Genomic DNA, 22,623 nt, shown 5'->3' with positions numbered 1-22,623 from the left:
TGCCGGATAAGCTATAAACAATTAAAAAGCCTGACCCTGTCGGATCAAGCTTTGGTTTCCTATTTTCAGTTAGAAGTTCGTCTGGCACTTGCGCAATCAGTAAGACGGGTTGGGGTCAAATAGCCGGTTCGATCAGACCGTATCTGCCATCGTCCCTTTTATAGACCACGTTCACTTGCTCCGTATCCATGTTGGAAAAAACGAAGAAATCATGACCAACCATGTTCATCTGCAGAATCGCTTCGTCGATATCCATCGGTTTCAGCGTAAACCGCTTCGTCCGGACCAGCTCGTAATCCTCCTCTTCCTCATCCATGGTGAGAACCTGGCTTTCCAGCTTGCTCAACTCGCGTTTGTTGCCTTCCAGGCGGATTTTACGATTCATTTTCGTTTTGTGTTTGCGGACTTGACGTTCCAGCTTGTCGACCACCAGGTCAATAGCCGCATACATGTCTTGATCTTTATTCTCGGCACGGAGCAGGACGCCCTGGAGCGGAATCGTCACTTCCACCGTGTGGATGTTTTTGACTACGCTAAGTGTCACAAATCCTTCCGAGTTGAGGGGGGCTTCAAAGTACTTCTCCAGTCTGCTCAGCTTTTTCTCCACATACTCCCTGAGGGCAGCTGTTATCTCGAGATGATCTCCTCGAACGGTGAATTTCATATAAAACTCCTCCCTTCTGTCTCTATTATACACCAACTATTTTGAATATTCAAAAAATCTTAATATACGTTTTGTGTCCGTTCTGCGGCTAAACTGTGAACTCCGAGCGCATGCAAAAAAACACCCCGGATCGCAATCCAGGGTGCTGGTTCAAACATCTTTACCATGTTTTATGAACCGGCCAAACGGCCGAATAATTACAGCTTGTTTACGTTAGCTGCTTGTGGTCCGCGAGCGCCTTCCACGATGTCAAACTCGACAGCCTGACCTTCTTCTAGTGTTTTGAAACCGTCCGTTTGGATTGCAGAGAAATGTACGAATACGTCTCCGCCGTCCTCGCGCTCGATGAAACCGTAGCCTTTTTCCGCATTGAACCATTTTACTTTACCTTGCATCGGACACATTCCCTTCGTCTTCAAATAAATGTAAGCCTTTGCTTACCTTTTGAATATATCACCACGGAAATAATTGTGTCAATCTGATGACAAGATAATCCTAAATATTTTGAAAATTTAGGTATTCACATTTTCGACAGCATAGGCTTTAAGCCCTAGATCCCTTGTCGAAAGCGGGATTTAAGCACTTATTCACAGAGTTATCAACAAAGTTATGCACATTGTCCACAGGGAGAGATTTGTGTTAGTTTTGGAATTCTAACAAAACAAATGGATAGAATTCGAAGGCTGCCAGATCCTTTAACGTTGTTTCCACAACTTCGCCTTCTTTGTCCAGCAGCGTGAGACGTGCTCCCCGATTTGTAATTAGATCGTTGATCAGATCAAGGAAAGGACCTTCATCCGCTCCAAGCATCGCTTTATTCCATTCGAATGTGATTTTCTTAATCTTCCGGTCTTGTATCAATTTTTTCATCCCCAGAAAAGCATGATACTCTCCACCCTCGATATCGATCTTAACCAGATCAATCGTATCCAGTTCTTGCAACTCGTTATCTAAGGAGACAGCTTCGACGTCCCGGATCGTATAGTGATCGATTAAATTGTCGTCTTTAGGCTTCTCCTTCCACGAAGAATACCCATGAAATCTTTCCGAGCTCCGAAATTGCAGCGTCTTATTATCCGAATAAACTGCTTTGTTTATAACGGTCACGTTCTCTGTAAGCCAGTTCATTGCCAAATTGTCCTTCAAAACAGCGGCCGTGTTGGGATCGGCTTCGTATCCGATAACCTTCCCCGTATTTCCGACTACTTTGGCGGCCAGTACCGTAAAATAGCCTATGTTTGCTCCCACATCCACGACCGTATACCCGGGTTTTAACTGGGTAAGAAAATATTTCGTTAACGGGACTTCAAACATTCCGGTGGTAACTAGTGTAGGCATAAGGCTTAAGTCATTAGACGGAATAGTTATTACAGCATTGTAAGCCAGTTTAACCATCATTCTATTATTTCCAATGTATGTTCCATGCATCTCATGATCGCTCCCAAAATAATATTATTATCTACCTATATATTGTTTCTTTCAAAAATCAGATGCTCTATATTAGTGAAAAATTCAGGATATGCAACAGCATCGTCTAATAAAGAAATAGCTGTTAGGATCTGAGTTAAATCCTCTTTAGATTTTCCGCTCATCACATTAAGTAAATAATACATATACAAAAGATCGCTATTGTCGATACTTCTTTTAAACATATCATTAAGAATATCTAATGCTTGCGGATCTCTTTGAAGTTCAATCAAGCATAGAACAATCCATTTGACATAAACGCTTTGTGTGCTAATAGAATCAGTTTCCTGATAGAATTGAATAAACTGATTTAAAGCTGCCTCATATTGCTCTTCTAGAAAATAAATATAAGCTTGGTAATACGGAAGATGTTGAACATCTCCTCCCTTCACCTTGGTATAGCATTTCATTTGCTTCAAACCAGAATCATCATTATTCTCATGATTTAGACGCTTAGCAGCTATTTCCCACCTCGCAATTTCGTGTCCTTCAATCAGAGGATACAGAACTGGAACTAATATTTCACTTGCAGTTGAATTTAAAAGTAGCTTTCGAAATTTCTCCCAGTCATCTCTACCTGAAAAATGCTCTTCTCTAAATGAAACGTCCCAGTCATCAAAGTCATTATTTGGGCGCTGCTCTAGTTTAGCTATATCCTTATAGAACAATAAAAGTTCTGGAATTATTCTATTCCACCTGAAATTACCCGCGGTCTCCAAACCATTTAACTTTAACTGCTGATACAAGTCAGGATTGTCTATAAGGCTCTTAATTTTCTGCGCTTGATCATCTGAATCCCCAATTCTCGAAAATAATGAATTCACACTATCAATTGCGTACTCCTTAACCCCCACATTCTCAGTAGTTACAAGAGGACAACCACAGGCCATTGCCTCCAAACCTGGTAAAGAGAAAGACTCATAATGAGATCCGGACACATAAATGAATGCTCCCCTATAAAGCTCAGCAATTTGAGTTTGAGAAGGACTCACGAAAATCCTGGTGATTTCCGGATAATTTCTTGCCGGTTCATAGGGCGTTATCCATATTAGATCTAATTCATAACCAGCATCCTTTAATGTACTATAGGCTTTGATGATATCATTGATTCCCTTGAATTCCTGCTCCTCCCCCCCCATCATTAACAAATACGGAGTATTCGTTTTATAGCTATTTCCTTGTAAAGTGAAGATTTCATCATCCAAAGCGTTGTGAAAAACAACGGAGGCCCGAGAATATACGTTCTTAATATAATCGGCGCTCCTTTCAGAAACGGTTGTTATATACGTTGGAAGCTTAAATAGCTTTCGTATAGTCTCCAGCGTATCTTCATCGATTTGTGTATGATCAAATAAGTGAAAATCCCCCTGTTCAAAATAGACTACGGGTGCTATTCCTGTATCTATACAGGCTTGAATATGATCCCAATAGGTAGATACAATAACATCGCAATCAGGGATTCCTTGAGCAGCATCAATCCCGAATGGAACTTTTAAATATTCGGCTTCAATTGGGAACCAATCCGGTTTTACAAAGTGAGAAACGATTGTAACCCGGGCTCCCCATCTTTTTAAGTTATTTGCATGTTCAAAAATAATCTTGGTACCGCCGCACACGCTAACATGAGCCATCACATAAACAATATGAATATTTTCGCTTGGGGTTTGTTCTTTTTCTCTCAAAATCTCCGGTACAGCATATTTCAGATTTCTTATCCTATTTTGATATTCATTAGCGCGAAGTTGTTTAATCATTCCTCTACCCTCTAACTTAAGAAATCTTAATCTTTAACCATTAATGAAATATGAGCTAAGGAATAATAATTGTTTCTTTTTAACTCTTCTATTATTGAAGTAATGTAAGTGGCATTATGTTCAATAATCTTAGCAAAAGATTGAATAGTTCTTAAAACAACATCATCATTTAGACCTTGATATTTACCGGAAACCCCGACAAGATGAACTTTAAGCATAGCATAAATAGTCGAAATGATTGCATAGCCAAGGAACAGAGAGTCATTTTCCTCAGATAACACAGGGAATAATATATTAAATAGATAGTTAACTATATAGTTCTCCATAATATATTCCTTGGTATTCATATATGGAGAATAAAAGTTTTTAAAATTTTCTTCATAATTAAATTTAAAGGAGTTTAGTGTGTATTTTTCTTGATTTATTTTCAAGCCTTCCATCATTTCATTAAATGTTAATTGATATCTTTCACTCGAAATGCCCATTTCTATCCGTGACTTAATTAATTCAAATAATACCTGCAGCTGTAATTCTAAATTAACTTGGATTTTCTCGATAGACCCCAAATAGTCTGTATCTAGCAATTTTTCCTTATACGAATTAATTACATTTGGAATAGTGTGCCCTTTATTTTCATCAATATCTTTCTGTAAGGCGTTTATAAATAACCCCAATAACACCATTCTGTCACCTAGTGATATTTGACGATTTTGAACTATTTCAATAGATAGCATTCTTATCGGCCAAAAATATTGTGCCAATCCTCTTTCTGAGCTATTCCTTTTTAAAAGTGTCCACTGCTGTTCTATTTCAATCTCAATTTCCTCAAACTCAATTCCTTTAGTTTCAAACAATACTAATCTAGCAATTTCAGGACAAGATACTCTTCCCGATAGTTCATAAGTCCCATCCAGTTTGTTCAAGTTTCGGGGATAGGTCGTACATGTTTTGGATAAGGCTTGCTCTCCTATTTCTTTTTGGATCATACACCACTTATCAACTGTAAGCATGGGGCAGGACAAATCATCTTTTAGAATAAACCTTGCGTAGTACTGCTCTGGGTCTGAATTATCTTTACTTTTAATTCTTTTCGTTCCATCTTTTATTTTGTTTCTCAGTGTGGGATCATTTATTTTTTGATAGCTCTTAAATGTTTTCTTATCCAATGATACTGTCCAACCTGCGCAACAAGTATCTTCACATTCCCCACCAATACATTTAAATTTTTTCATGTATTCTGGCATTAATGCTAGTTGCTTCATCTTCATTACCTCCACGAATAACCATTTTAAGCTAGAATTATTTTCTCAAGGCGAGCAGTAGCTAATTTGAAATTTTCTGATGCACTAAGACGATATTCAACTACAGCTTTATCTATCTGATGGGTTAACTCATAATATAAGCCCAAATTGTAACGAGCTTTAAAGGAACCTACCCCCTCTACAGTTTCATATTTATTTGAATCAGGTTCGCCCAGTTCAATACACGTCTGAAAGGTCTCTGGAATCAAATACACATATTCCGCTGATTTCATTTCAATAAGTGTACATCCAAATAAGTAATACAAATCCGTATAATCCGGATAAAGTTCTATTCCTCTTTGTAATAAATTAAATAACTCCGAATAATTTTTTTCTTTTAATAATGCCCATCCATAAATTTGAATAACTGTGCTGTAATAGGGCTGATTTAATAGCTCTTCATGATAGACTTCTTTTAAATAATCAATAGCTTTTTTATTTTCCCCCATTACATAATAAGTTCGGCCAATTTGAAAATTAATATATGAACCATTTCTGGCATTTTTCAATTCGTTAAACAACAAAGATAGATTTCGTTCATATTTGTCTTTTGCTATTAAGCTTGAGTTGAGATATCCCTTGTGTTCTAAAGTAATACCCGATTGAAAATAGGTTGTATTGGAGCTTTCACTTTGTATTTGCTCATGAATAGCACCCGCGTAGGAAAAGCTGCTAGAATTTTTAAAAATTCTAGAGATACTTGATTTTAACGTTTCCTTATTTTCTTGTTCATTTAAAATAGTTACCCTGCCAATTTTATCATGATCATCAAATAGCAGATTACACGTATCCCTAAAACTCTCTTCTTGATTGGGTAAAACCCGTTCATCTGCATCTATCATCAAAATAATAGGCTGTGTAGCAATTTTAATCATTTCATTTCGTACTATTGAAAAATCATTCTTCCATTCCATCTGATGTACTCGAACATTTTTACTAATGGCTATTTTTACTGTGTCATCTTCAGAGCCAGTATCAACTATTATTATTTCTTTCACATAAGGTTTAACCGAATCAATACAGGCACCAATGTTATCTTGTTCATTTTTAGTCATTATGCAAGCGGATATAGGCTGACTCAAGGTTGATTCCCCCTGTGATCTAATAAAAAACAGGTGCCTATAAGGCATAGGCACCTGTTTTGGCTTACTGATACGTGTACCCACCAGTAAGCGTAACTGTCTGGCCATCGGGATTGATTACTTTAACGTCTACGGGCCCTAGTTTGGCAGAAGAAGGAGCCCTGAATCGGATTTGATTAGCACTTAAAAAAGTAACATCAAATGGAGCTCCATTGTTGAAAGAAACCTTAGCGCCGCTGACAAAATTACTTCCGTTAATATAAGTGAAATCGCCACCTGATTTTGGCCCGCTATTAGGGCTAATCGTGGTTATAGTAGGTGCTGGTTTCATCGGTTTAGGATCAAAAGTAAACCCAGCCTGTAATAATGTCGCTTGTCCATCAGGATTAACTACCTTGATCGAAACAGTCTCAGCTTTACTCCAAACTGGCGCCCTCATTCTAAGTTGTTTGTCACTTATAAAAGTGGCTAGCACTTCCTTATCACCAAAGAAAACCTTAGAACCCGTTTGGAAGTTTGCACCGTCAATTACAACAAATTCATTTGCGTCGATTACCATATGATTCGGTGTTAAACTCGAAATTACAGGTGGTGGTGGAAGAATATATTCCAGACCGCCTGTACGCGTTGCAATTTGTCCATCAACATTCGTTACTGTGATGTCGACTCTTTCTGCTCTGGGCCACACAGGAACTCGGATTCGAAGTTGCTTATCTGAGACAAACGTTGTCACAACTTGCTGATTACCGACTTTAACGACTGACTGAGCTGCAAAGTGTTCTCCGTTGATTGTTACAAAAGTACCGCCAGTTATTAAAACTTGCTCTGGTGTTACACTAGTAATTTCAGGAGCAGGTCCTAAGGCCGGGCGAATATAAGTAAATGGGCTGCTGACTTCTTGTCCGTCCGGATTCATAACTTTAAGATTAATAGTGGCCTCCACTTCCCATTGCGGAGCTCTGACACGCAATTGAGTGGCACCTAGGAAACTAACAGAAACTTCTTTATTTCCAAAAAACACTTTTGCACCATTCTTAAAAGACTGCCCATTAATTGTAACGAAGTACCCGCCTGGCATTTCTCCTGTATCTGGAGATAACGAAGAAATAACCGGAGCTGGGTCAGCAGGCGGATTTATGAAATGAAGACCTGCCGCCAAAGTACCCGACTGATTATCCGGATTTACTACCTTAACATCGACAAACTCTTCTTTATCCCAACTAGGCGCTCTAAGACGTAATTGTTTGGAATTGACGAAGGAAATAGATGTTATTTTTCTGTCATTTAGCCAAAGAACAGCTCCATCTTGAAAATTGTCTCCGTTTATAAGCATAAACTCGCCGCTCGTTCTTACCACCTCTGCTGGATCTACACTTGTGACAACAGGCGCGGGTGGTGGTGGTGGTGCAAGGTATTCATACGCTTCTTTTAACGTAGCCTCACGTTTATACATATCCACAATTTTGACATCGACTTTACCTGTTACCAGTCTTTTTGGTGCAATGATATTAATTTTCTCTGATGAAATCAAAGTAAAGGTAACTTTCGCACCGTCCAGATAAACAGATAGGTTATTATCAAAATTCTTACCTTGGATGCTTATTGTATTTCCTCCTGCGAGCAATCCGCTATTAGGTACAACAGAAAGCAATTCAAATACTTCAGGGAGGGTATAAGAATAAGCTTCTTTAGCCGTAGCCGATTGGCCATCTGGATTCTTAACAGTAATATCTACTTTCTCTTCTTGCGTCCATTGTGGGGCCCTGACTCTTAAATGCTGCTTGTCTATAAAAGTATAGGAAACAACTTTATCTTTAAATAGCACTTTGGAATCGGCAAAGAAATTTTCCCCTGTAATATTTACAAAGTCTCCTCCCGCAGCAGGACCTGCATTAGGAGTAACGCTTGTTATTACTGGTGCAGGGTAATTATAGGTATAGCCTTTACCAAGGACTGCTTCCTGCTTATCTGTATTAATAACCACTACATCAACGCTCTCTGCTTTAGCCCAAGAAGGCGTAGTGATCCTCAGCTCAGTTGCCGACACAAATTCAGTCGGTACCACACTTTGATTAAATTTAACGATAGCTCCTGATTTAAAATGTTCCCCTGTAATTGTCACGGTATCTCCACCGGTTGTTAGCCCTACAGCAGGTTGGATACCAAGCACTACGGGTGCTTCAAGATACTCATAGGCATTCGTGCTGGTTACGCTTGTCCCATCTGGATTAATAATTGTAACGTCAACAAACCCTGCTGCAGTTCCAGCTGGAGCCGTCACTTTAATTTGTTCATAAGTTGCAGCTTTAACAGTTGCATCGTGCTCACCAAATTTAACAGTAGCCCCATTCATGAAGTATTTACCGGTAATCACAACTTCATTGCCGCCAGAAAGCTTACCTTGCTTAGGGACTATTGAAATAATCTCAGGATTCGCATAGTAATTATAGGAATAATTGGCAAACTGGCCATCTGTGTTAGTCACCTTAACTTCCGCAATACCCTGTGGTCCTGGAGGAGCAATCACAATTAACTTAGTAGAGTCAATAAATTGCACCGAACTTACTGCAGTATTTCCGAAGGTTACCTTGGGATTAGCCCTAAAATTCGCTCCATGTATGGTTACTGTTTCTCCACCTTGAACCAGACCTTTATCTTCTACTAGAGAAGTGATCTGTGGTGCTGGATACATCACGTCTATTGAAGGATTGGGTACTTTAGTTTGATGAGGAGTGCCCAAATAGTCTTTGAAAGTAACATCAATATCTGCACTTCCGACGGATAGATGTCCAACTCTCTCTCCAGTCTTATGTCTGATCTTGTAATTAAAGGTGAGCGTTTCCTTTTTCAATTCGTTAAAAGTCCATGTTAACGTATTTCCAACCACAGTTGGTTGTGGAATATTGTCTTTATAGGATCCGGGAACAATTTCGAATTCAGGAGCAACTGAATCCTTAACGGTAACATCGTAGGCACTAGCCATCCCTATTTCTTCAACAATAGCCCGATAAATCTCAGCTAATCCTACTGAGCCGAGTACGAAGTGATGATGTTGAGCCGTAGTCGCCATGTCTTTCATTAGCAAATTCGGCGCACTGGTATTGGGATTCTCGTTCTGTTTTAATAAGGCAATCGTATAAAAAACAATTCCTTCACTTTTTGCCCCATTTGCTTGTTCTAGAGCTAGTTTTCGTGCATTGTCAACTGGGGCCGGTTCAGTAGCTTCTCCGTCTGTAAGTAATAAAATGACCGGTTGTGCCTCGGTTCTATGCCCACGTAATAATTCACGAGCCTTTTCAATTGCCAGCTTTGTATTAGTACCGCCAGATGCCTTGATCCCACTAATATAACTTTTAACATCTGCCGGGTTAGAGGATAGATCTTTAAATTTCACATCACTCGCAAAGTCTACAACACCCACGCGATGTTTAGTAAAATCCAATAAATCTATAAATCCAGTAGCCGAATTTTTGGCGTTTGTCATTTTATCTTCGCCATTATTATTCTTAGGATCCATACTACCGGATCTATCAATAATCAATATGATATCATTGGGCTTAACAACGTTAACGCTGTCTGATCCTTGTATATTAAGAGTAACAGTCGATTCTCCCCCCTCTAAAATTTGAGTCGGGTTAAGTGTTTTCGTTACTCTAACAATCTCATCAGCACTTGCCATTGCACTATAAGCAGGCAAAATAGCAAACACTAAGAGTAAAGACAAAAATAAATTGATGGTTCTTACCATCGTTTTTTTCATAGGGCAACCCCCTCGGATTTAGTTTTTAATATCCACAAAAAAAGCATCATTGATGTAAGATGCTTGTTTAATATAAACATTTGAAGCGTTTTTCTTTTTTTCTATCGCCACAATTTGTTTTTCGAGAGTTTTCTTTTCTAATTCTAAGGCTTGCGTAATTTCATCATGCATATTTTTAATTTCTTTCAACTTCAACTTATCTTCGTCCGTGACGCTCCTTTGTTCTAGCGAAGCATATAATTTATTAATCACTTCAGAATATTTTTCATAAACTTCAAAGCGTGGTGATTTAAGTATGCATGTATAGTTTGCTGAAATTTCATCAAGTATCTGTCGAGTACTAAGCATTAATTTGGCTCCCGCTGGTTTTTAGTGAAAGCAGAGCCTGCTTCCATGTATCAACCATTCCTCTAGCGAAATCAAGAACCTCATTTAACATATTCTCATCTTTTTTGATAATAAATTCAGCAATATATTGATTATAAAACATATACAAATTACTTAAATTTTTAGATATATCATACTTCATATCTAAGGTTACAATTAATTCCCCAAGTATAGTCTTAACCTTATACAAGGACTGGTTCATATCTTCGTACTGACTTTGAGAATACAACTGCTTCGCTTGAAGCAATAATTTGACCATTTCCTGATATAACAGCAAAGTCAATTCTCCCGGGCTTGCCGTCTCAACACGAACCTTCAAATATTGCTGTTGTTTAGCGTTTTGCATTTGTTAACCTCTCTCATCAGTTGTAGTTTGTAAACAATCATTTACCGCAGCTGCGATGAAATCCACGAACCCTGACTGTTTAATTTTTGAAGCGCCTTCTCCATAGCACCAAATTTCTTATAGTATCGATTTTCAATATCTAATAATTTGCGCTCTAGGTCTGTTTCCCTTTTACTAAAATCTTTTAGCTGTTTTCCTAGCACACTCTCATCTAATGCTTCGATAGATCCTGAACCAATCTTCTTAGTAAATTTAGTGAGCTGTGCACCTATAGTCTCATACAAACGATCAGCAAAACCTAATTCACTTTTTCGTTTTTTCATATTTTCAGGGGTATCATTGGGCGTATCAGAAGACTTAGTAAACAATACCTTAACTTCATCAAATCTAGTATTAATCGCCTCTTGAAGTTTCTTCTCATCAATCTCAAGCTTACCATTCTCACGGAAATCATTTATCACATTAATACCAATTTGTGAAAGGAGTCTTAATTGACTCTTGGGATCCGGTGGATCAGTAATTCCTTCTAAAGGTATGTTAAGAGCAGATCGCATAGAAGCTAATGTATCTTTGAGTAAACCGTCGTTATATAGATCCCCTTCACGGGCCTTTTTCTCCCATAATGTAATCTGGGAATCCGTCATGGCCTCTTTTTCCTCGCTAGTCAACGGTTGATAGGCGCGATTCTTCTTAGCCGTGGTTGCTTCGGAAAATTTATCAACTAGTTCATTGTACTGTTTCACAAAATTTTTGACTTTATCTACTACCGATGAACGATCCGCCATAGCTCCGATAGAAGCCTCACCTTGACCTCGAAGAGTAACCTGAACTCCATTAATGGTTACACTGTTTGAATTCGCTGTAATATTAGTGCCGTTGACACTATATGCTGAATCTTGCCCTTGTGCACTCAGTGGTGTACCTGTTCCGAATACATTTGCAAATGTACCACTGGCATCTGTGACTTTAACTTTTGAACCAGCGCCAGTTGCTGTAGAATTTAGATACAAAATACCACTGGACCGATCAAAACTAGCCTTTACTCCTGTATTCGCTGATGCATTATTAATATCCTTAACAACAGAATCAATAGTGGAGTCGGCAGTAATTGTAATTTCAATTGACTTAGCTGGATCTGAACCCTCAATAGTAAATGAACCACTGAGGTTTAATTTCTCCGTCGGCAGCTTATTTACTTTTTCGCTAATTATAGAAGCAGAGTTGGCCAACTGAGTTACCTTAACATTGCTTACGCCGGGATTTGTACCACTGGATGCAATATCTAGTACAGCTGTATTAGATGATGTTGATTTGACTGTTTCAAATTTACTCTCAAACCTCAGCTCATTCATCGTATTACGCAGAGCAAGCAAAGATGTGTTCATGGAACGATAATCTTCCCTCTGCCATAATGTCAGCTGCTTCTTTTTTACCAGATTATTTAGTGGCACTTTCTCAGTATCCATTAATTTCTTGATCAAGCTATCTGTATCCAGTTGCCCACTAAACCCTGTTAGCCTTGTTGGTCCGCTGATACCCGCCATTATACCCCTCCATCAAATTTTTCTATCTAAAAAAACTCCCACATTTACACACATGTTATACATCATATCCAACATTTTCTCCGAGGGAATTTCTCTTATAACTTCTTCGGTATCATCATTAACCACAACAACCATAATTGTGTTTGTCTTATCATGAACTTTCACTTTTATGTGCGTATCTGAGTCTGCTAAAACTGTATTTACCTTTTCAACAAGCTGGGGTAGAGTAAAGCTTTCTTCTAGCTTGGGATTTGTAGTTGAGTCGGCTTCTATCAAGCCGGAGACAGTCGAAGCAGAGATAACGTTTAACAACGGCGCAAGAGAACCAGGTATAGAGCTTTGATTAACCTTCATTTAATACTCTCCTAACGTAAGTATTAAAAAAACCGGCCGGAATCCCGGCCGGCCCTATGCTGGTCTTAACGAAGCAATTGCAGAACGCCTTGCGGCTGTTGGTTAGCCTGAGCAAGCATTGCAGTTGCAGCTTGTTGAAGAATACCATTCTTCGTGAATTCGCTCATTTCTTTAGCCATGTCTACATCACGAATACGGGATTCAGCAGCTTGAAGGTTTTCAGCAGTTGTGCCCAGGTTGTTAATCGTGTGCTCCAGACGGTTCTGAACAGCCCCCAGGTTAGAGCGTGTTTCGGATACTTTGTTGATAGCATCTTGTACGGCAGTAACGTTCTTACCTGCGTTTGCGTTGGTATCAAGAGCTGCAAAATCACCCTTGCCTACTTTCAATGTTCCTGCGTCCATTTTCTCTAGCGTCAGAGAAATAGTCTCGCCTTCGTTAGCACCTACTTGGAAGTTTAACGTTGTAGTAGAACCATTCAGCAATTTTTTGGTGTTAAATTGAGTTTGGTCCGCGATGCTAGTAATTTGATCTGACAGAGCGTCTACTTCTGTTTTAATTTTTGCTGTGTCTGCTGTAGTTAAAACTTCGTTAGCTGCTTGTGTAAACAATTCACCCATACGTTGCAACATTGCATGAGTTTCATTCAAAGCACCCTCAGCTGTTTGAATCAAGGAGATACCATCCAAAGCATTTTTGGAAGCTTGCTCCAGACCACGAATTTGGTTGCGCATTTTCTCAGAGATTGCAAGACCTGCAGCATCATCAGCAGCACGGTTGATACGGAAACCGGAAGACAGTTTCTCCAGAGATTTGCTTTGTGCCGAGTTGTTAGTCGACAGTTGACGTTGTGCATTGTAAGAAGAGATATTGTGGTTAATACGCATAATAAAATTCCTCCTTGAATGTAGGCAGTGATCGCATCCTTGCGTTCACCTAATTGTGGATTCAGCGAGTTTAGTCGGCCGCCAAAGCCCGCTTGCCTCCCATAATATATATATCGGATCACAGGGATAGTTACTTTAGAGCTATTTTGATAAAAACGAAAAAAATTATTTGCCTTTAACGGCTTTTAACAATGATGCCGCATTGAGATCCATTTTAACCGCCGCTTGGTTTTCCGCCTGAATAGCCTTGTAAATCTCCTCACGATGGATCGGGATATCCTTAGGTGCTTCTATTCCGATCCTCACCTGATCTCCAGCAACATCTAATACGGTGAGGACGATATCTTGACCGATTATAATTTTCTCACCTTTGAGGCGGGAGAGAATCAGCATATCATGCTCCTCCCTTGATTAGAGAATAACGGATCGGATAATTCGTGCTTTCCAATATAACCTGGGCCGCTTTATTGCGTTTTTTATTCAAAATGATTGGTGCCTTCAGATTCATCGTAACATTATCCTTGGCTCGCACACTTACAATACCAAATACTTGCGTGTCCCCTTCGTTCTTTATTTCAAGCTGCTCACTGACAGCCTTGGGAAGCTCGAACTCATAGGCAGGCTCAAACAGAAAGGGTTCCGCGATAACAAAGGCCAAATCCGCATCACTCAACGACTGGAGTACGTGGAAAGTGGGATCACCGTTATCTAATTGCAATAACGCATAGCGGCGGTTAGTCTCAAATCCAAAGATACCTGCTTCAAATGTAATCAGCTGCTCATCCGAAACGTCAATTTCACCAAATCTTGTAGATTGTACGATCATTAAATTTTCCTCCTAATAAAAAGAAAGAATAGCTATAAAATTATAGCTATTGTCTCATATGCTCTAAATAGATGCATCCCATTTTCCCCCGACTATGGAAAAAGAAATTGCATTTTTTTGAGTAACATAGGCTTCTAATTTAGCGGCTTCATACTGAATACGCGGAGAGTTCAGCTTGGGATCAAATGTAATCTTACCGTCTTGGACGGTTGTATGGATTACACTCGGTGCATATTGGATATCTACATTATCGTAAGAAGGCTCGGCTGTTACCTGTACGGGCCGGTCTTTAAAAGCATTCTGCCGGGCGATATCCGCAAATGCATTGGAATGATTAGTTATCTCCATCATTCGGTCACCGTTCTGGGCAATCTCCGCGATATTTTGCATAGAAATATCAAAAGCGCTTTGTGCGATAAAATCTCTCATTTCAATGAGTTTGGAAGAACCTAAAGCGGACCAAGCTCTCGTGGAGTCAATCTCAAGGTTTGACTTCTCCGTCTCCATACTAACTTTGGTATTGTCCTGCTGAAGGTTTAATTCCGCTTTAGGTTGTTCGATAGACAACTTCCCCTCTGTGGTAGAGAGTCCGATTTTGGCATACTGTTGGCTGATCTGAATACGCGGAATTTGCATATAAGGCTCCTTTTATCTCAGGAAGTCGAGCAAGCTCGGACGAATAATCCGCCCCATCGTATCAAGAGAGGCCTGAAATATGCTTTCCGCAGTCTTTAAATCGGTAATTGTTTTGGGTACATTTACATCTTCGATTTTAGATTGTAAATCGGTGTAGTTTAAAGTTAGATCTTCCAAACGGTCGGTTGTAAATTGAAGGCGATTTTGGCGGGCACCAACATCTGCTTGTGCGAAGAGAACCTGATCCATAGTCGTCTGAATCTCTTTTATACTCTTTTCGATGCCGGCTGTATTATCGCCATTTAAAGCAGCTTTAAGGTTATCCAGTACTTTAAAAACATTCGCTGCCTTGGTCGGATCAGCCGGATCTTGAAAGGGTCCGAAAACATCCTTTCCCAGAGAGTTTACATCGACATAGATTCCTGCACCTATCTGATAACGCATAATTCCTTCGTCGAGGCTGTAGGAAGTGTTTGCCGGATCGTCTGAAAAAGGTTTCTGATCTGTTGTTTGTCCGTTAAATATATATTTCCCCTTAAATTGGGAGTTGCCGATAGCAACCATTTGTTTGTAAAGCTCATCAATTTCCTGTCCAAGAATCTTTCTGGCTTCGGGGTTATTGGATTCTGTTGCTCCTTGTACCGCTTTTTCAGAAACCGTTTGTAGGATTTTCACAGCCTCGTTCATCACAGTATCCGAAAAATTCATCCAAGAGTCCGCATCCTTAGCATTTTCCGAAAATTGATCCGTCATACCGATTTCGCCTCTATAGCGAAGCGAGCTGGATATTCCTACGGGATCGTCGGAAGGTCGATTAATTTTTTGCTGAGTTAGCAACTGCTCTTGATATTTATCCAACCTATTATAGTTCGTTTGGAGATTTTTCATCATCGACGAACTCATCATGTTCTGTGTGATCCGCATTTAGCTACCCCTCCTATCTGCCGACAACGCCGGTCCCGTTAATCAATTTGTCGAGCATTTCATCTACAACGGTGATAACACGAGCTGAAGCGTTGTAGGCGTGCTGGAATTTAATGAGGTTGGCCGTTTCCTCATCGGGCGACACACCGCTGATCGATTGACGCAAGCTGTCTGCATGGTCGGTAAGCAGCTCGCCGTTTTCGAGCATTTTCTTGGCATGATCAGTCTGAACACCCAATTGGCTCATTACCGCTTCATAGTAACCGCCGTAGGTCGAAGATGCTGTCAAGGCTGTACCGCCGAAATCAAACGTCTTCTCCGCCAGGCCGCCGATAAGAAGCGCCAGATCGCCGTTGCTTTGCACCACTTTGTCGGTAGGTGCCGCAGGCGGTTTGCTGACGGTTTCGATACGCAGCGAAGCCGCGATCTTCTTCAAATCTTTGGCAATGTCCGGGTTAACCCGAATGTTCTCTGCCGTAAATTTCCCCGATCCGTCGGAAGTGACGAAGAAGTCCTTCCCGTTGGTAGCCGGATCTTCGAGGGTGTATCCGAGCCTATGAAGCCCATTCAAGCCATCGACGGTTACCTTCGCGTCGGCAGCCAGTTTGCGCGGATTGGCCGGATCCATTTTCGCTCCTGCCGGAGGCGTCATCCCTTTAGGCAAAATGCTTCCCGCCGGAAGGGTGACCTCGATTTTGCCGGTAGCCAGCGTATTGGCCATGAGATCGATTTGTTTGGTGTATTCGGCAATGAACGTATCCCGGGACTGTACATAGCCGAAGATCTCACCGGATGTGACGCCCGCGACATCGGCCTGCACAATAGAATCCGAGTTGAGATCGTCGATAACCTGTTTCGTTCCGAACGTGATCTGGTAAGTCTGCGAAGTCTCCGTTACTTTCACGTTACCGAGCTTGGACAGCTGATCGACAAGGTAGTCACGTTTATCCCGGAGATCGTTGGCATTATCCCCACCGGACTCAATGTGTTTAATTTGCTTCGTCAGGTCGGAGATTTCGGTCACATAGCTGTTCGCTTCAGACACTTTGACGTTGATTCTTTCCGTGATGTTGTTACCCATCGTCGCAAACTGATTAGCCATGCTGTTAAAAGAATCGGCCATCGCCATCGCCTGCTGAACGACTGCGGAACGGGCGGCCAGGTCTTCCGTGCTCGGGTTTTTGCTAAGCGTCTGCCAGGCTTTCCAGAATTCCGTGATATTCTTAGCCAGACCGTTGTTCGACGGTTCGTTAACGACGCCCTCAATGTTGCCGAGCGTTTCCGAAATAACTTTCGATTCGTTCATTAATGAGTTCTGATTCCGGTATTCCACGTCAAAATAAATGTCCCGTATACGCTGAATCGCATTGACTTCAACCCCCATGCCCAGCTGGCCGGGAGAGGTGGAATTGGTTACAGAAGGATATTCGAGCGGACGGGCGGCAACCATCTGGGCCACCTGTCGGGAATATCCCGGAGTATTGGCGTTGGTAATGTTGTGACCCGTTGTATTCAGCGCGACTTGCTGTGCGATAACACCCCGCTTGCCGAGCTCCAGTCCATGAAATGTAGAACGCATAAATTCACTTCCTTTGCTGTAGGGCCTTAAACGGCCGGAATATGTGCCGGGCTAAGCCCGTGTATCGAAGTAAGCGTTCTTGCGTTTGGCCTGTCCCTGCTGGGTCGGGTTCGCATAGATCGCGTCCTGCTCGGGTGTTGCCGTTAAGAGGTCGAGTGAAAGGTCGATGAATCCGAGTGACTGTTCCACCAGCTGCTGATTTAGAGCATTGAGTTCTTTAAGTTCTCTGATTTCTTTTAAGAGCCGTTCCTGACAATCCATCAGCTGCTGTTTTTCTTCCGCTTTGAACACCAGCTTAACCAATTCTCCGACGGTTATAAAAGGGTTCGTTTTATAGCAGCGTGTTACCATGTATTCATTGATCTTGACTACACGGCGCTGATCCAGCTCCTGGATTTCTTTAACGGCCTTGGATTCTTTCTGGACAATAGCCGACAGCTCTTCTATGGAGTTCTGAAGAATCGCTTCTCTCTTCCTTGTCCCAAGCTCCCGAAGTTCCTGGTGGCACTCAATAATGCGATTCAAAACGTTGACGATTTCGGATACGGACACAGCTTTTCACCCGTTTCTGCCGGTCTTATTTAAGGTACGGAAGGAGCTTCTCGGCGATCTTGCCCGCTTCCACATGATAGGTTCCCGATTTAACCTGCTGTTTCAATTCTTCTACTCTGCGCATTCTATTCTCATCCCCTGCGGCTCCAAGCAGCTCTTTGGCTTCCGTGGAAATTTGAACCTCGTCTTTGGGACGGTTACGTTTATCAGCGGCAGCCGTCTGAAACTGTTCTTTATGCTTGGCATACGGATTTACATTTCCGATACGATGGCTATCATTAATTTTCATAGTTATTCACCTCTTGTTATCTGATGGAGGATCCTCTACTTTCCAAGGCCGCTTTACGGCTCGATTCTACAAAAAAACCGATAATGGTTATTACTATTATCGGCAGAAGGATATGATCTTTTTAGTTAAATACAGCTTTTCTGATTAGTGCCGGTCTTTTAAGCGGTCCGTAATGCGAAAATGATGAGCGTCTTTTTCCGCGTTTGCGCTGTTTTTGCCCTCATCCATCATCTGATTCACATCCCGTACAAGGCGCTGGCGACAGGAGTCGCACATGGTATGTTCACGAATAGGGTTTCCGCAAACTTCGCAGGGATAGGTCAGATTCGGTGAATCCGCTATCGAAATACGGCCTTCGCGGATAAAACGGATAATCTGGCGCATAGGGACTTCCGTCTCTTCATGCAGCTCCTGAAGATCGCATTTACGATTCTGCCGCAGGTAGTCCGCACATGCAACATACTGAGCCTCAATGTCTTTTACGCAGGCCGGGCAAGTTTCGGCAAATCCTTTCACAAAAAGCTTTCCGCAGCGCGGACAGTTTTGAACGTTCATGCTCATTATAATCACCTTATCAAACTTCAAGTATAGTATACGACTAGTGTAACGTATTGGACTTGCGTTGAGAAGGGGCCTTCTGAAAGAGTTGGAAATATGTTTATTTCTCTCCATATCATGCACCTTGGCAGAATTAACGCGCCCACATCAGCCCGTAAACCTCTACCGGTAAAGATTGCGTTATAGTCTCGGCGCATTGGTTTAGAGTACTCCCTGTTGTGTAGACATCGTCAAGCAGGAGGACGCGAATCGGCCATCCTTGACCCGCAGCCCCCTCCTGCAGCCGCGCAATCGATCCTGTGGCTTCCTCAAGAAGCTTGAAAGCTCCCTGCAGATCGTTGAGCCGCTCCCCCCTTGACTTAAAACTCTGCTTAGCCGTATGCCTTGACCGCTCAAGCAGGGGCATCACAGGCAGCGAGAGCCGTCTTCCCAGTTCTACGGCCATGGCCTCGGCCTGATTGAAGCCTCTTTCCGCCAGGCGGCTGACATTCATGGGTACGTAACTGATGCAGTGAAAGCCGGAACCTTCGTGCCCCGCCGCCACCAGTTCTTTGATCAATTGATGATAGGCATGTACCATCATCCCGGAGAAAAGAGGAAGCAGGCGCTCATTGCCCCTGTATTTGTAGGAGGCCAGCCATTCTTTCATCAGGGAGTCATAGCGGACTGCACTTCGGCTGTACCGGAAAAAACACGTCGTTCGTCGGATACAGTCCGGACAATCATCCGGACGGCCGCAAACCGGACAACGCACAGCCATTATCCAAGGAATGGCGGTAAAACAGGTCATGCAAAGCCCGAGGCTCTCTTGGGCGGAGCTCCTGCGCCCGCCGCAGCAAACACAATTAGCCGTTTCTCGATCACGTGCGTTTATCTCGGCTTCAGGAAACTGAAACCATCGTTTCACCTTGCTCCACCATGCCGCAGGCGGCTTGGGGTTGGATAGACCGATCATTCGTTTATCCTTCCTTTCACTGACTTAATTCAATAAATAGCCTCTTTTCCGTGCTGTCCGGTTCATTTTTTTGATTTGCCGGATTGCCCCTGTTTGCGAGACGGTATTTTCCAATCCTGCAAAAAAAACAAGTCCTCGGGGGTCATCCTTCGATCTTCCCGCACGGCCTGCCATTTGAACCAAAGCCGCTTCGTTGAACAAACTGGAATCCGCGTCGAGGATGAATACGTCCGTTTTAGGCACGGTCACGCCACGCTCCAAAATCGTTGTGGTGACCAGGATGTCCGTAACCTTGCCGCGGAAGTCGGTTACCTTCACCGACCTTTCGCGGTCTTTGGACGATGTGCCGGCGATAACCTTGTCCGGCCAGAGGCCTTGAAGCAGCCCGACAAGCGGGTCCACCAGCTTGATCTCCGGCACGAACACGAACAGCTGCGCGCCGCGTTCGAGCGAGCCTTCCAGACGCGCACGCAGCGTCTGGGGCAGGGCACCGCTGCGGAGGATACGCCGCAGCGGAGGCACCGGCACCCGCTTGGGCACAGGCAGCGGGTGCCGGTGAAAGCGCACGGGCACGGTGACGTGAGGCAGGCGTCCGGACGCCGCCTCGCGCTGCAGTGCCCGCGGGGGCGTCGCCGAGAGGAGGACGTAGCGTCCTCCCGGCGCGAGAGCTTTGCGCGCGGCGAATTCCAGCGCCGCGCTGTTCAGGTACGGGAAAGCGTCGATCTCGTCGATAATCACGGCATCAAAAGCATGCGCGAAGCGCATAAGCTGATGCGTGGTTGCGATCGTGATATCGCCGTTTTCCCAAGTCTGGCTGCCGCCGCCGTACAGCGTCACGATGCTGCGGCCCTCAAATGCGCGCATCAGGCGCGGCTGCAGCTCGAGTACGACGTCCCGACGCGGCGTGGCAATCGCGACCTTGCGTCCGTGCGCAAGTTCGTATTGGAGGAGCGGGAAGATCATTTCGGTCTTTCCCGCTCCCGTGACTGCCCAGATCAGGAAGCTGAGCGCTGTTTTGCCGCCTTTCTCTCCCGCATCCAGGTCTCCGCCGCTTCGCGGCAGCCCCGCTTTTCCTGCCGCATCTTTGCTGCCGGGGGGCGATGTGCTGCTTAAAAACGCAAGCGCCTCCTTTGAAGCTGCTGTTTGAGCCGGACTCAGACCCCAAGGGGTTAAATAAACCTCCAAAGTAGGATCGAATGCAGATTCTCTTGTACTATTTTTAGGATAACGGTTTCCCCTTGGGCTTTCTTTTACATCTCCAGGCCACCGGTAAACATCCTCCTCACCCTTGTAGTTTCCCTTAACTCCTTCAATGAGCAAAGTACAGGAGCGCACTCGCCCCATAGTCAGACATTCTTCACAGTAGGCGCAATCCGTTCCGCAATGATAACAGGGAGTAAAATGAAGTTTGCCGCTTCCGCATCTCTTGCAGCTATAGGTGGTCTGCCGCCGCCAAAAGGCCGGAAACTTTCTCATCTGGTTGCTCTGTAATCCATTAGTCAAGGTGATATCCCCGTTTAAATAAGCCAATTGGATGTAAGCTTTCCAAACACTATTTTCCAACAGCTCTGCCATCCCAGAAGCCTCCAGCAACCGGATGACTTCTTCACTCAAAAGGCTTCTGCCGTTTAGTGCTTCTATAATTCGATCATATGTGGTGGAATTGTCAGGAAACGCAGATGGACCGCAAGTAAGCCAGCTGTCATAATCTATCGAACGGGAAGTGAGGGATTGAACGATTTCTGAAGGAACCGGCGGGGACGTACGCATTAATTTTTCTGGGAGGAGTGTGTTTTTTCTACCGTCAAGCGGCGGAGAATGGTTTAAAGTTGCGGTTGATTCCGTTAGGGTTGCTGCTTGTAAGTAATCATTTAAAGACGTTGATGAAAAAGGTATAGGATGAATTACATGAGGGGGGTTGAAGAGATCAGACTTGGTTTCGGGGGTACTTCTTTTACCTGTAGAATAAGAGTGGGGGATTAAAAAATCGGTTTTCAGCCAATCAGGGTCTTCTCGTGAGGAAGAAGGTGTATAAACAGACGGATGAATTTCGGGGAAAACATGGGAGAATCGCTTCATGCAGGAGGGAGAGCTCAACACATCAATCAGGGCCAGAGCTTGTCCAACTGAGACAGGAGGCTCCAGCAGCACAATCCGGACGGAACGTCCGAGCCGCTCGAACCAGTACGTGAAGTCGACGGCCATTGCAAGGGAAATGTGCCATTGCCAACCATTATCGTCGGCAGCAGCGTAAACCTGAACTTTCATGCCTCACCTACTTCAACGCTTATTCGGTTGTAAACGATTACGTAAACCACAGACGATACAGAGCCAATGAAGAATCCTAGGCGCTTACTCAAACAACGGAAGTTTAACCAACTGTTTCTGGTTGCTCACATGCATAACCACCAGGTTATCGCGTTCGGGTGATGAAGCCCATTCTTCCCAGGAAGATTCGGGCAAAACCGTTCTGATCTTAAGCTCGTAGGAACGTGAAAGCTTCTCGGCAATCCGCAGCGTATCGTCCGTAGACCCTTCGTCAATTACGGAGACGGTCAGCGATTTTCCGCTGAACCTCGCCAGAAAAAACAAAGAACGGATATACCACTCGATGTGCAGTTGGTTATCCTTGGTCACTAAAAGCAGGTGGTACGAACGTACCTCTTCATTGGGGCGTTTTAACGCATGGAGCATACATACACAGAAGATGTAGCTCCCTACAAATAACATCAATCCGGTCCACATGACGGCTCCCTCC

The 22,623-nt window shown here is 43.1% G+C and carries 23 protein-coding genes; all 23 read right to left on the bottom strand.

Going from position 1 to position 22,623, the window contains the following annotated elements; all coding sequences use genetic code 11:
- Nucleotides 1–115 precede the first annotated feature (115 nt).
- Nucleotides 116–664 (bottom strand): ribosome hibernation-promoting factor, HPF/YfiA family, encoded by a 549-nt coding sequence (gene hpf / locus HMPREF1207_RS14065; RefSeq protein ID WP_009677046.1) that lies wholly within the window; start codon nt 662–664, stop codon nt 116–118.
- Between the two features lie 197 nt (nt 665–861).
- Nucleotides 862–1,059, bottom strand: coding sequence for a cold shock domain-containing protein (locus HMPREF1207_RS14060; protein ID WP_009677088.1), 198 nt, complete (start codon nt 1,057–1,059; stop codon nt 862–864).
- Between the two features lie 244 nt (nt 1,060–1,303).
- A complete protein-coding gene (locus HMPREF1207_RS14055) occupies nt 1,304–2,062 on the bottom strand; it encodes an FkbM family methyltransferase (RefSeq protein WP_231392047.1) in 759 nt (252 codons plus the stop codon).
- A 65-nt stretch (nt 2,063–2,127) separates the two neighbouring features.
- Nucleotides 2,128–3,885 (bottom strand): glycosyltransferase family 4 protein, encoded by a 1,758-nt coding sequence (locus tag HMPREF1207_RS14050; protein ID WP_009677108.1) that lies wholly within the window; start codon nt 3,883–3,885, stop codon nt 2,128–2,130.
- A gap of 26 nt (nt 3,886–3,911) precedes the next feature.
- Entirely contained in the window at nt 3,912–5,147 is a 1,236-nt protein-coding gene (gene fliB, locus HMPREF1207_RS14045) for a flagellin lysine-N-methylase (protein WP_016423751.1), read from the bottom strand.
- 26 nt (nt 5,148–5,173) lie between these two features.
- Nucleotides 5,174–6,268: a glycosyltransferase family 2 protein gene (locus tag HMPREF1207_RS14040; RefSeq protein WP_016423750.1), complete on the bottom strand. Its 1,095-nt coding sequence runs from the start codon at nt 6,266–6,268 to the stop codon at nt 5,174–5,176.
- 64 nt (nt 6,269–6,332) lie between these two features.
- Nucleotides 6,333–10,028 carry an IPT/TIG domain-containing protein gene (locus tag HMPREF1207_RS14035; RefSeq protein ID WP_016423749.1) on the bottom strand — a complete coding sequence of 1,232 codons (3,696 nt, stop codon included), beginning with the start codon at nt 10,026–10,028 and terminating at the stop codon, nt 6,333–6,335.
- A gap of 18 nt (nt 10,029–10,046) precedes the next feature.
- A complete protein-coding gene (locus tag HMPREF1207_RS14030) occupies nt 10,047–10,376 on the bottom strand; it encodes a hypothetical protein (protein WP_016423748.1) in 330 nt (109 codons plus the stop codon).
- Nucleotides 10,369–10,761, bottom strand: a complete 393-nt coding sequence (gene fliS, locus HMPREF1207_RS14025; protein WP_009676997.1) for a flagellar export chaperone FliS — start codon at nt 10,759–10,761, stop codon at nt 10,369–10,371. The genes HMPREF1207_RS14030 and fliS overlap by 8 nt, the downstream gene beginning before the upstream one ends.
- 41 nt (nt 10,762–10,802) lie before the next feature.
- Nucleotides 10,803–12,305 carry a flagellar filament capping protein FliD gene (gene fliD, locus HMPREF1207_RS14020; RefSeq protein ID WP_009677032.1) on the bottom strand — a complete coding sequence of 501 codons (1,503 nt, stop codon included), beginning with the start codon at nt 12,303–12,305 and terminating at the stop codon, nt 10,803–10,805.
- A 12-nt stretch (nt 12,306–12,317) separates the two neighbouring features.
- Nucleotides 12,318–12,659 carry a flagellar protein FlaG gene (locus tag HMPREF1207_RS28495; RefSeq protein ID WP_016423747.1) on the bottom strand — a complete coding sequence of 114 codons (342 nt, stop codon included), beginning with the start codon at nt 12,657–12,659 and terminating at the stop codon, nt 12,318–12,320.
- 65 nt (nt 12,660–12,724) lie between these two features.
- Nucleotides 12,725–13,546, bottom strand: coding sequence for a flagellin N-terminal helical domain-containing protein (locus tag HMPREF1207_RS14010; protein ID WP_009677020.1), 822 nt, complete (start codon nt 13,544–13,546; stop codon nt 12,725–12,727).
- 165 nt (nt 13,547–13,711) lie between these two features.
- Nucleotides 13,712–13,939: a carbon storage regulator CsrA gene (gene csrA, locus HMPREF1207_RS14005; protein WP_009677067.1), complete on the bottom strand. Its 228-nt coding sequence runs from the start codon at nt 13,937–13,939 to the stop codon at nt 13,712–13,714.
- Between the two features lies 1 nt (nt 13,940).
- Nucleotides 13,941–14,372, bottom strand: coding sequence for a flagellar assembly protein FliW (fliW, locus tag HMPREF1207_RS14000; protein WP_009677044.1), 432 nt, complete (start codon nt 14,370–14,372; stop codon nt 13,941–13,943).
- A gap of 63 nt (nt 14,373–14,435) precedes the next feature.
- The gene (locus HMPREF1207_RS13995; RefSeq protein ID WP_009677107.1) at nt 14,436–15,008 is read right to left on the bottom strand and encodes a DUF6470 family protein; all 573 of its coding nucleotides are present in this window, start codon (nt 15,006–15,008) and stop codon (nt 14,436–14,438) included.
- Between the two features lie 12 nt (nt 15,009–15,020).
- Nucleotides 15,021–15,932 carry a flagellar hook-associated protein FlgL gene (flgL, locus tag HMPREF1207_RS13990; protein WP_009676978.1) on the bottom strand — a complete coding sequence of 304 codons (912 nt, stop codon included), beginning with the start codon at nt 15,930–15,932 and terminating at the stop codon, nt 15,021–15,023.
- 13 nt (nt 15,933–15,945) lie between these two features.
- Nucleotides 15,946–17,511 (bottom strand): flagellar hook-associated protein FlgK, encoded by a 1,566-nt coding sequence (gene flgK / locus HMPREF1207_RS13985; RefSeq protein WP_009677022.1) that lies wholly within the window; start codon nt 17,509–17,511, stop codon nt 15,946–15,948.
- A 51-nt stretch (nt 17,512–17,562) separates the two neighbouring features.
- Nucleotides 17,563–18,063: a flagellar protein FlgN gene (locus HMPREF1207_RS13980; protein WP_009676969.1), complete on the bottom strand. Its 501-nt coding sequence runs from the start codon at nt 18,061–18,063 to the stop codon at nt 17,563–17,565.
- A 25-nt stretch (nt 18,064–18,088) separates the two neighbouring features.
- Complete coding sequence (gene flgM, locus HMPREF1207_RS13975) at nt 18,089–18,352, bottom strand: flagellar biosynthesis anti-sigma factor FlgM (protein ID WP_009677024.1); 264 nt, start codon at nt 18,350–18,352, stop codon at nt 18,089–18,091.
- 144 nt (nt 18,353–18,496) lie between these two features.
- Nucleotides 18,497–18,913: a flagellar protein gene (locus HMPREF1207_RS13970; RefSeq protein WP_009676992.1), complete on the bottom strand. Its 417-nt coding sequence runs from the start codon at nt 18,911–18,913 to the stop codon at nt 18,497–18,499.
- A gap of 130 nt (nt 18,914–19,043) precedes the next feature.
- Nucleotides 19,044–19,559, bottom strand: a complete 516-nt coding sequence (locus HMPREF1207_RS30310; protein ID WP_231392046.1) for a ComF family protein — start codon at nt 19,557–19,559, stop codon at nt 19,044–19,046.
- 330 nt (nt 19,560–19,889) lie between these two features.
- Nucleotides 19,890–22,133 carry a DEAD/DEAH box helicase gene (locus tag HMPREF1207_RS30305; RefSeq protein ID WP_016423746.1) on the bottom strand — a complete coding sequence of 748 codons (2,244 nt, stop codon included), beginning with the start codon at nt 22,131–22,133 and terminating at the stop codon, nt 19,890–19,892.
- Nucleotides 22,134–22,217: 84 nt separating this feature from the next.
- A complete protein-coding gene (locus HMPREF1207_RS13955) occupies nt 22,218–22,610 on the bottom strand; it encodes a hypothetical protein (RefSeq protein WP_009677033.1) in 393 nt (130 codons plus the stop codon).
- Between the last annotated feature and the right edge of the window lie 13 nt (nt 22,611–22,623).

Origin of the sequence: Paenibacillus sp. HGH0039 (assembly GCF_000411255.1) — a bacterium.
GTDB lineage: Bacteria > Bacillota > Bacilli > Paenibacillales > NBRC-103111 > Paenibacillus_F.
The sequence above is the reverse complement of the archived record's forward strand: the minus strand, read 5'-3'. Positions and strand labels throughout refer to the sequence as shown.

Bases quoted from the DNA above. Each gene is read 5' to 3' on its own strand.
- hpf (WP_009677046.1), bottom strand. From the start codon at position 664: ATGAAATTCACCGTTCGAGGAGATCATCTCGAGATAACAGCTGCCCTC.
- HMPREF1207_RS14060 (WP_009677088.1), bottom strand. From the start codon at position 1,059: ATGCAAGGTAAAGTAAAATGGTTCAATGCGGAAAAAGGCTACGGTTTC.
- HMPREF1207_RS14055 (WP_231392047.1), bottom strand. From the start codon at position 2,062: ATGATGGTTAAACTGGCTTACAATGCTGTAATAACTATTCCGTCTAAT.
- HMPREF1207_RS14050 (WP_009677108.1), bottom strand. From the start codon at position 3,885: ATGATTAAACAACTTCGCGCTAATGAATATCAAAATAGGATAAGAAAT.
- fliB (WP_016423751.1), bottom strand. From the start codon at position 5,147: ATGAAGCAACTAGCATTAATGCCAGAATACATGAAAAAATTTAAATGT.
- HMPREF1207_RS14035 (WP_016423749.1), bottom strand. From the start codon at position 10,028: ATGAAAAAAACGATGGTAAGAACCATCAATTTATTTTTGTCTTTACTC.
- HMPREF1207_RS14030 (WP_016423748.1), bottom strand. From the start codon at position 10,376: ATGCTTAGTACTCGACAGATACTTGATGAAATTTCAGCAAACTATACA.
- fliS (WP_009676997.1), bottom strand. From the start codon at position 10,761: ATGCAAAACGCTAAACAACAGCAATATTTGAAGGTTCGTGTTGAGACG.
- fliD (WP_009677032.1), bottom strand. From the start codon at position 12,305: ATGGCGGGTATCAGCGGACCAACAAGGCTAACAGGGTTTAGTGGGCAA.
- HMPREF1207_RS28495 (WP_016423747.1), bottom strand. From the start codon at position 12,659: ATGAAGGTTAATCAAAGCTCTATACCTGGTTCTCTTGCGCCGTTGTTA.
- HMPREF1207_RS14010 (WP_009677020.1), bottom strand. From the start codon at position 13,546: ATGCGTATTAACCACAATATCTCTTCTTACAATGCACAACGTCAACTG.
- csrA (WP_009677067.1), bottom strand. From the start codon at position 13,939: ATGCTGATTCTCTCCCGCCTCAAAGGTGAGAAAATTATAATCGGTCAA.
- fliW (WP_009677044.1), bottom strand. From the start codon at position 14,372: ATGATCGTACAATCTACAAGATTTGGTGAAATTGACGTTTCGGATGAG.
- HMPREF1207_RS13995 (WP_009677107.1), bottom strand. From the start codon at position 15,008: ATGCAAATTCCGCGTATTCAGATCAGCCAACAGTATGCCAAAATCGGA.
- flgL (WP_009676978.1), bottom strand. From the start codon at position 15,932: ATGCGGATCACACAGAACATGATGAGTTCGTCGATGATGAAAAATCTC.
- flgK (WP_009677022.1), bottom strand. From the start codon at position 17,511: ATGCGTTCTACATTTCATGGACTGGAGCTCGGCAAGCGGGGTGTTATC.
- flgM (WP_009677024.1), bottom strand. From the start codon at position 18,352: ATGAAAATTAATGATAGCCATCGTATCGGAAATGTAAATCCGTATGCC.
- HMPREF1207_RS13970 (WP_009676992.1), bottom strand. From the start codon at position 18,913: ATGAGCATGAACGTTCAAAACTGTCCGCGCTGCGGAAAGCTTTTTGTG.
- HMPREF1207_RS30310 (WP_231392046.1), bottom strand. From the start codon at position 19,559: ATGAAAGAATGGCTGGCCTCCTACAAATACAGGGGCAATGAGCGCCTG.
- HMPREF1207_RS30305 (WP_016423746.1), bottom strand. From the start codon at position 22,133: ATGAAAGTTCAGGTTTACGCTGCTGCCGACGATAATGGTTGGCAATGG.
- HMPREF1207_RS13955 (WP_009677033.1), bottom strand. From the start codon at position 22,610: ATGTGGACCGGATTGATGTTATTTGTAGGGAGCTACATCTTCTGTGTA.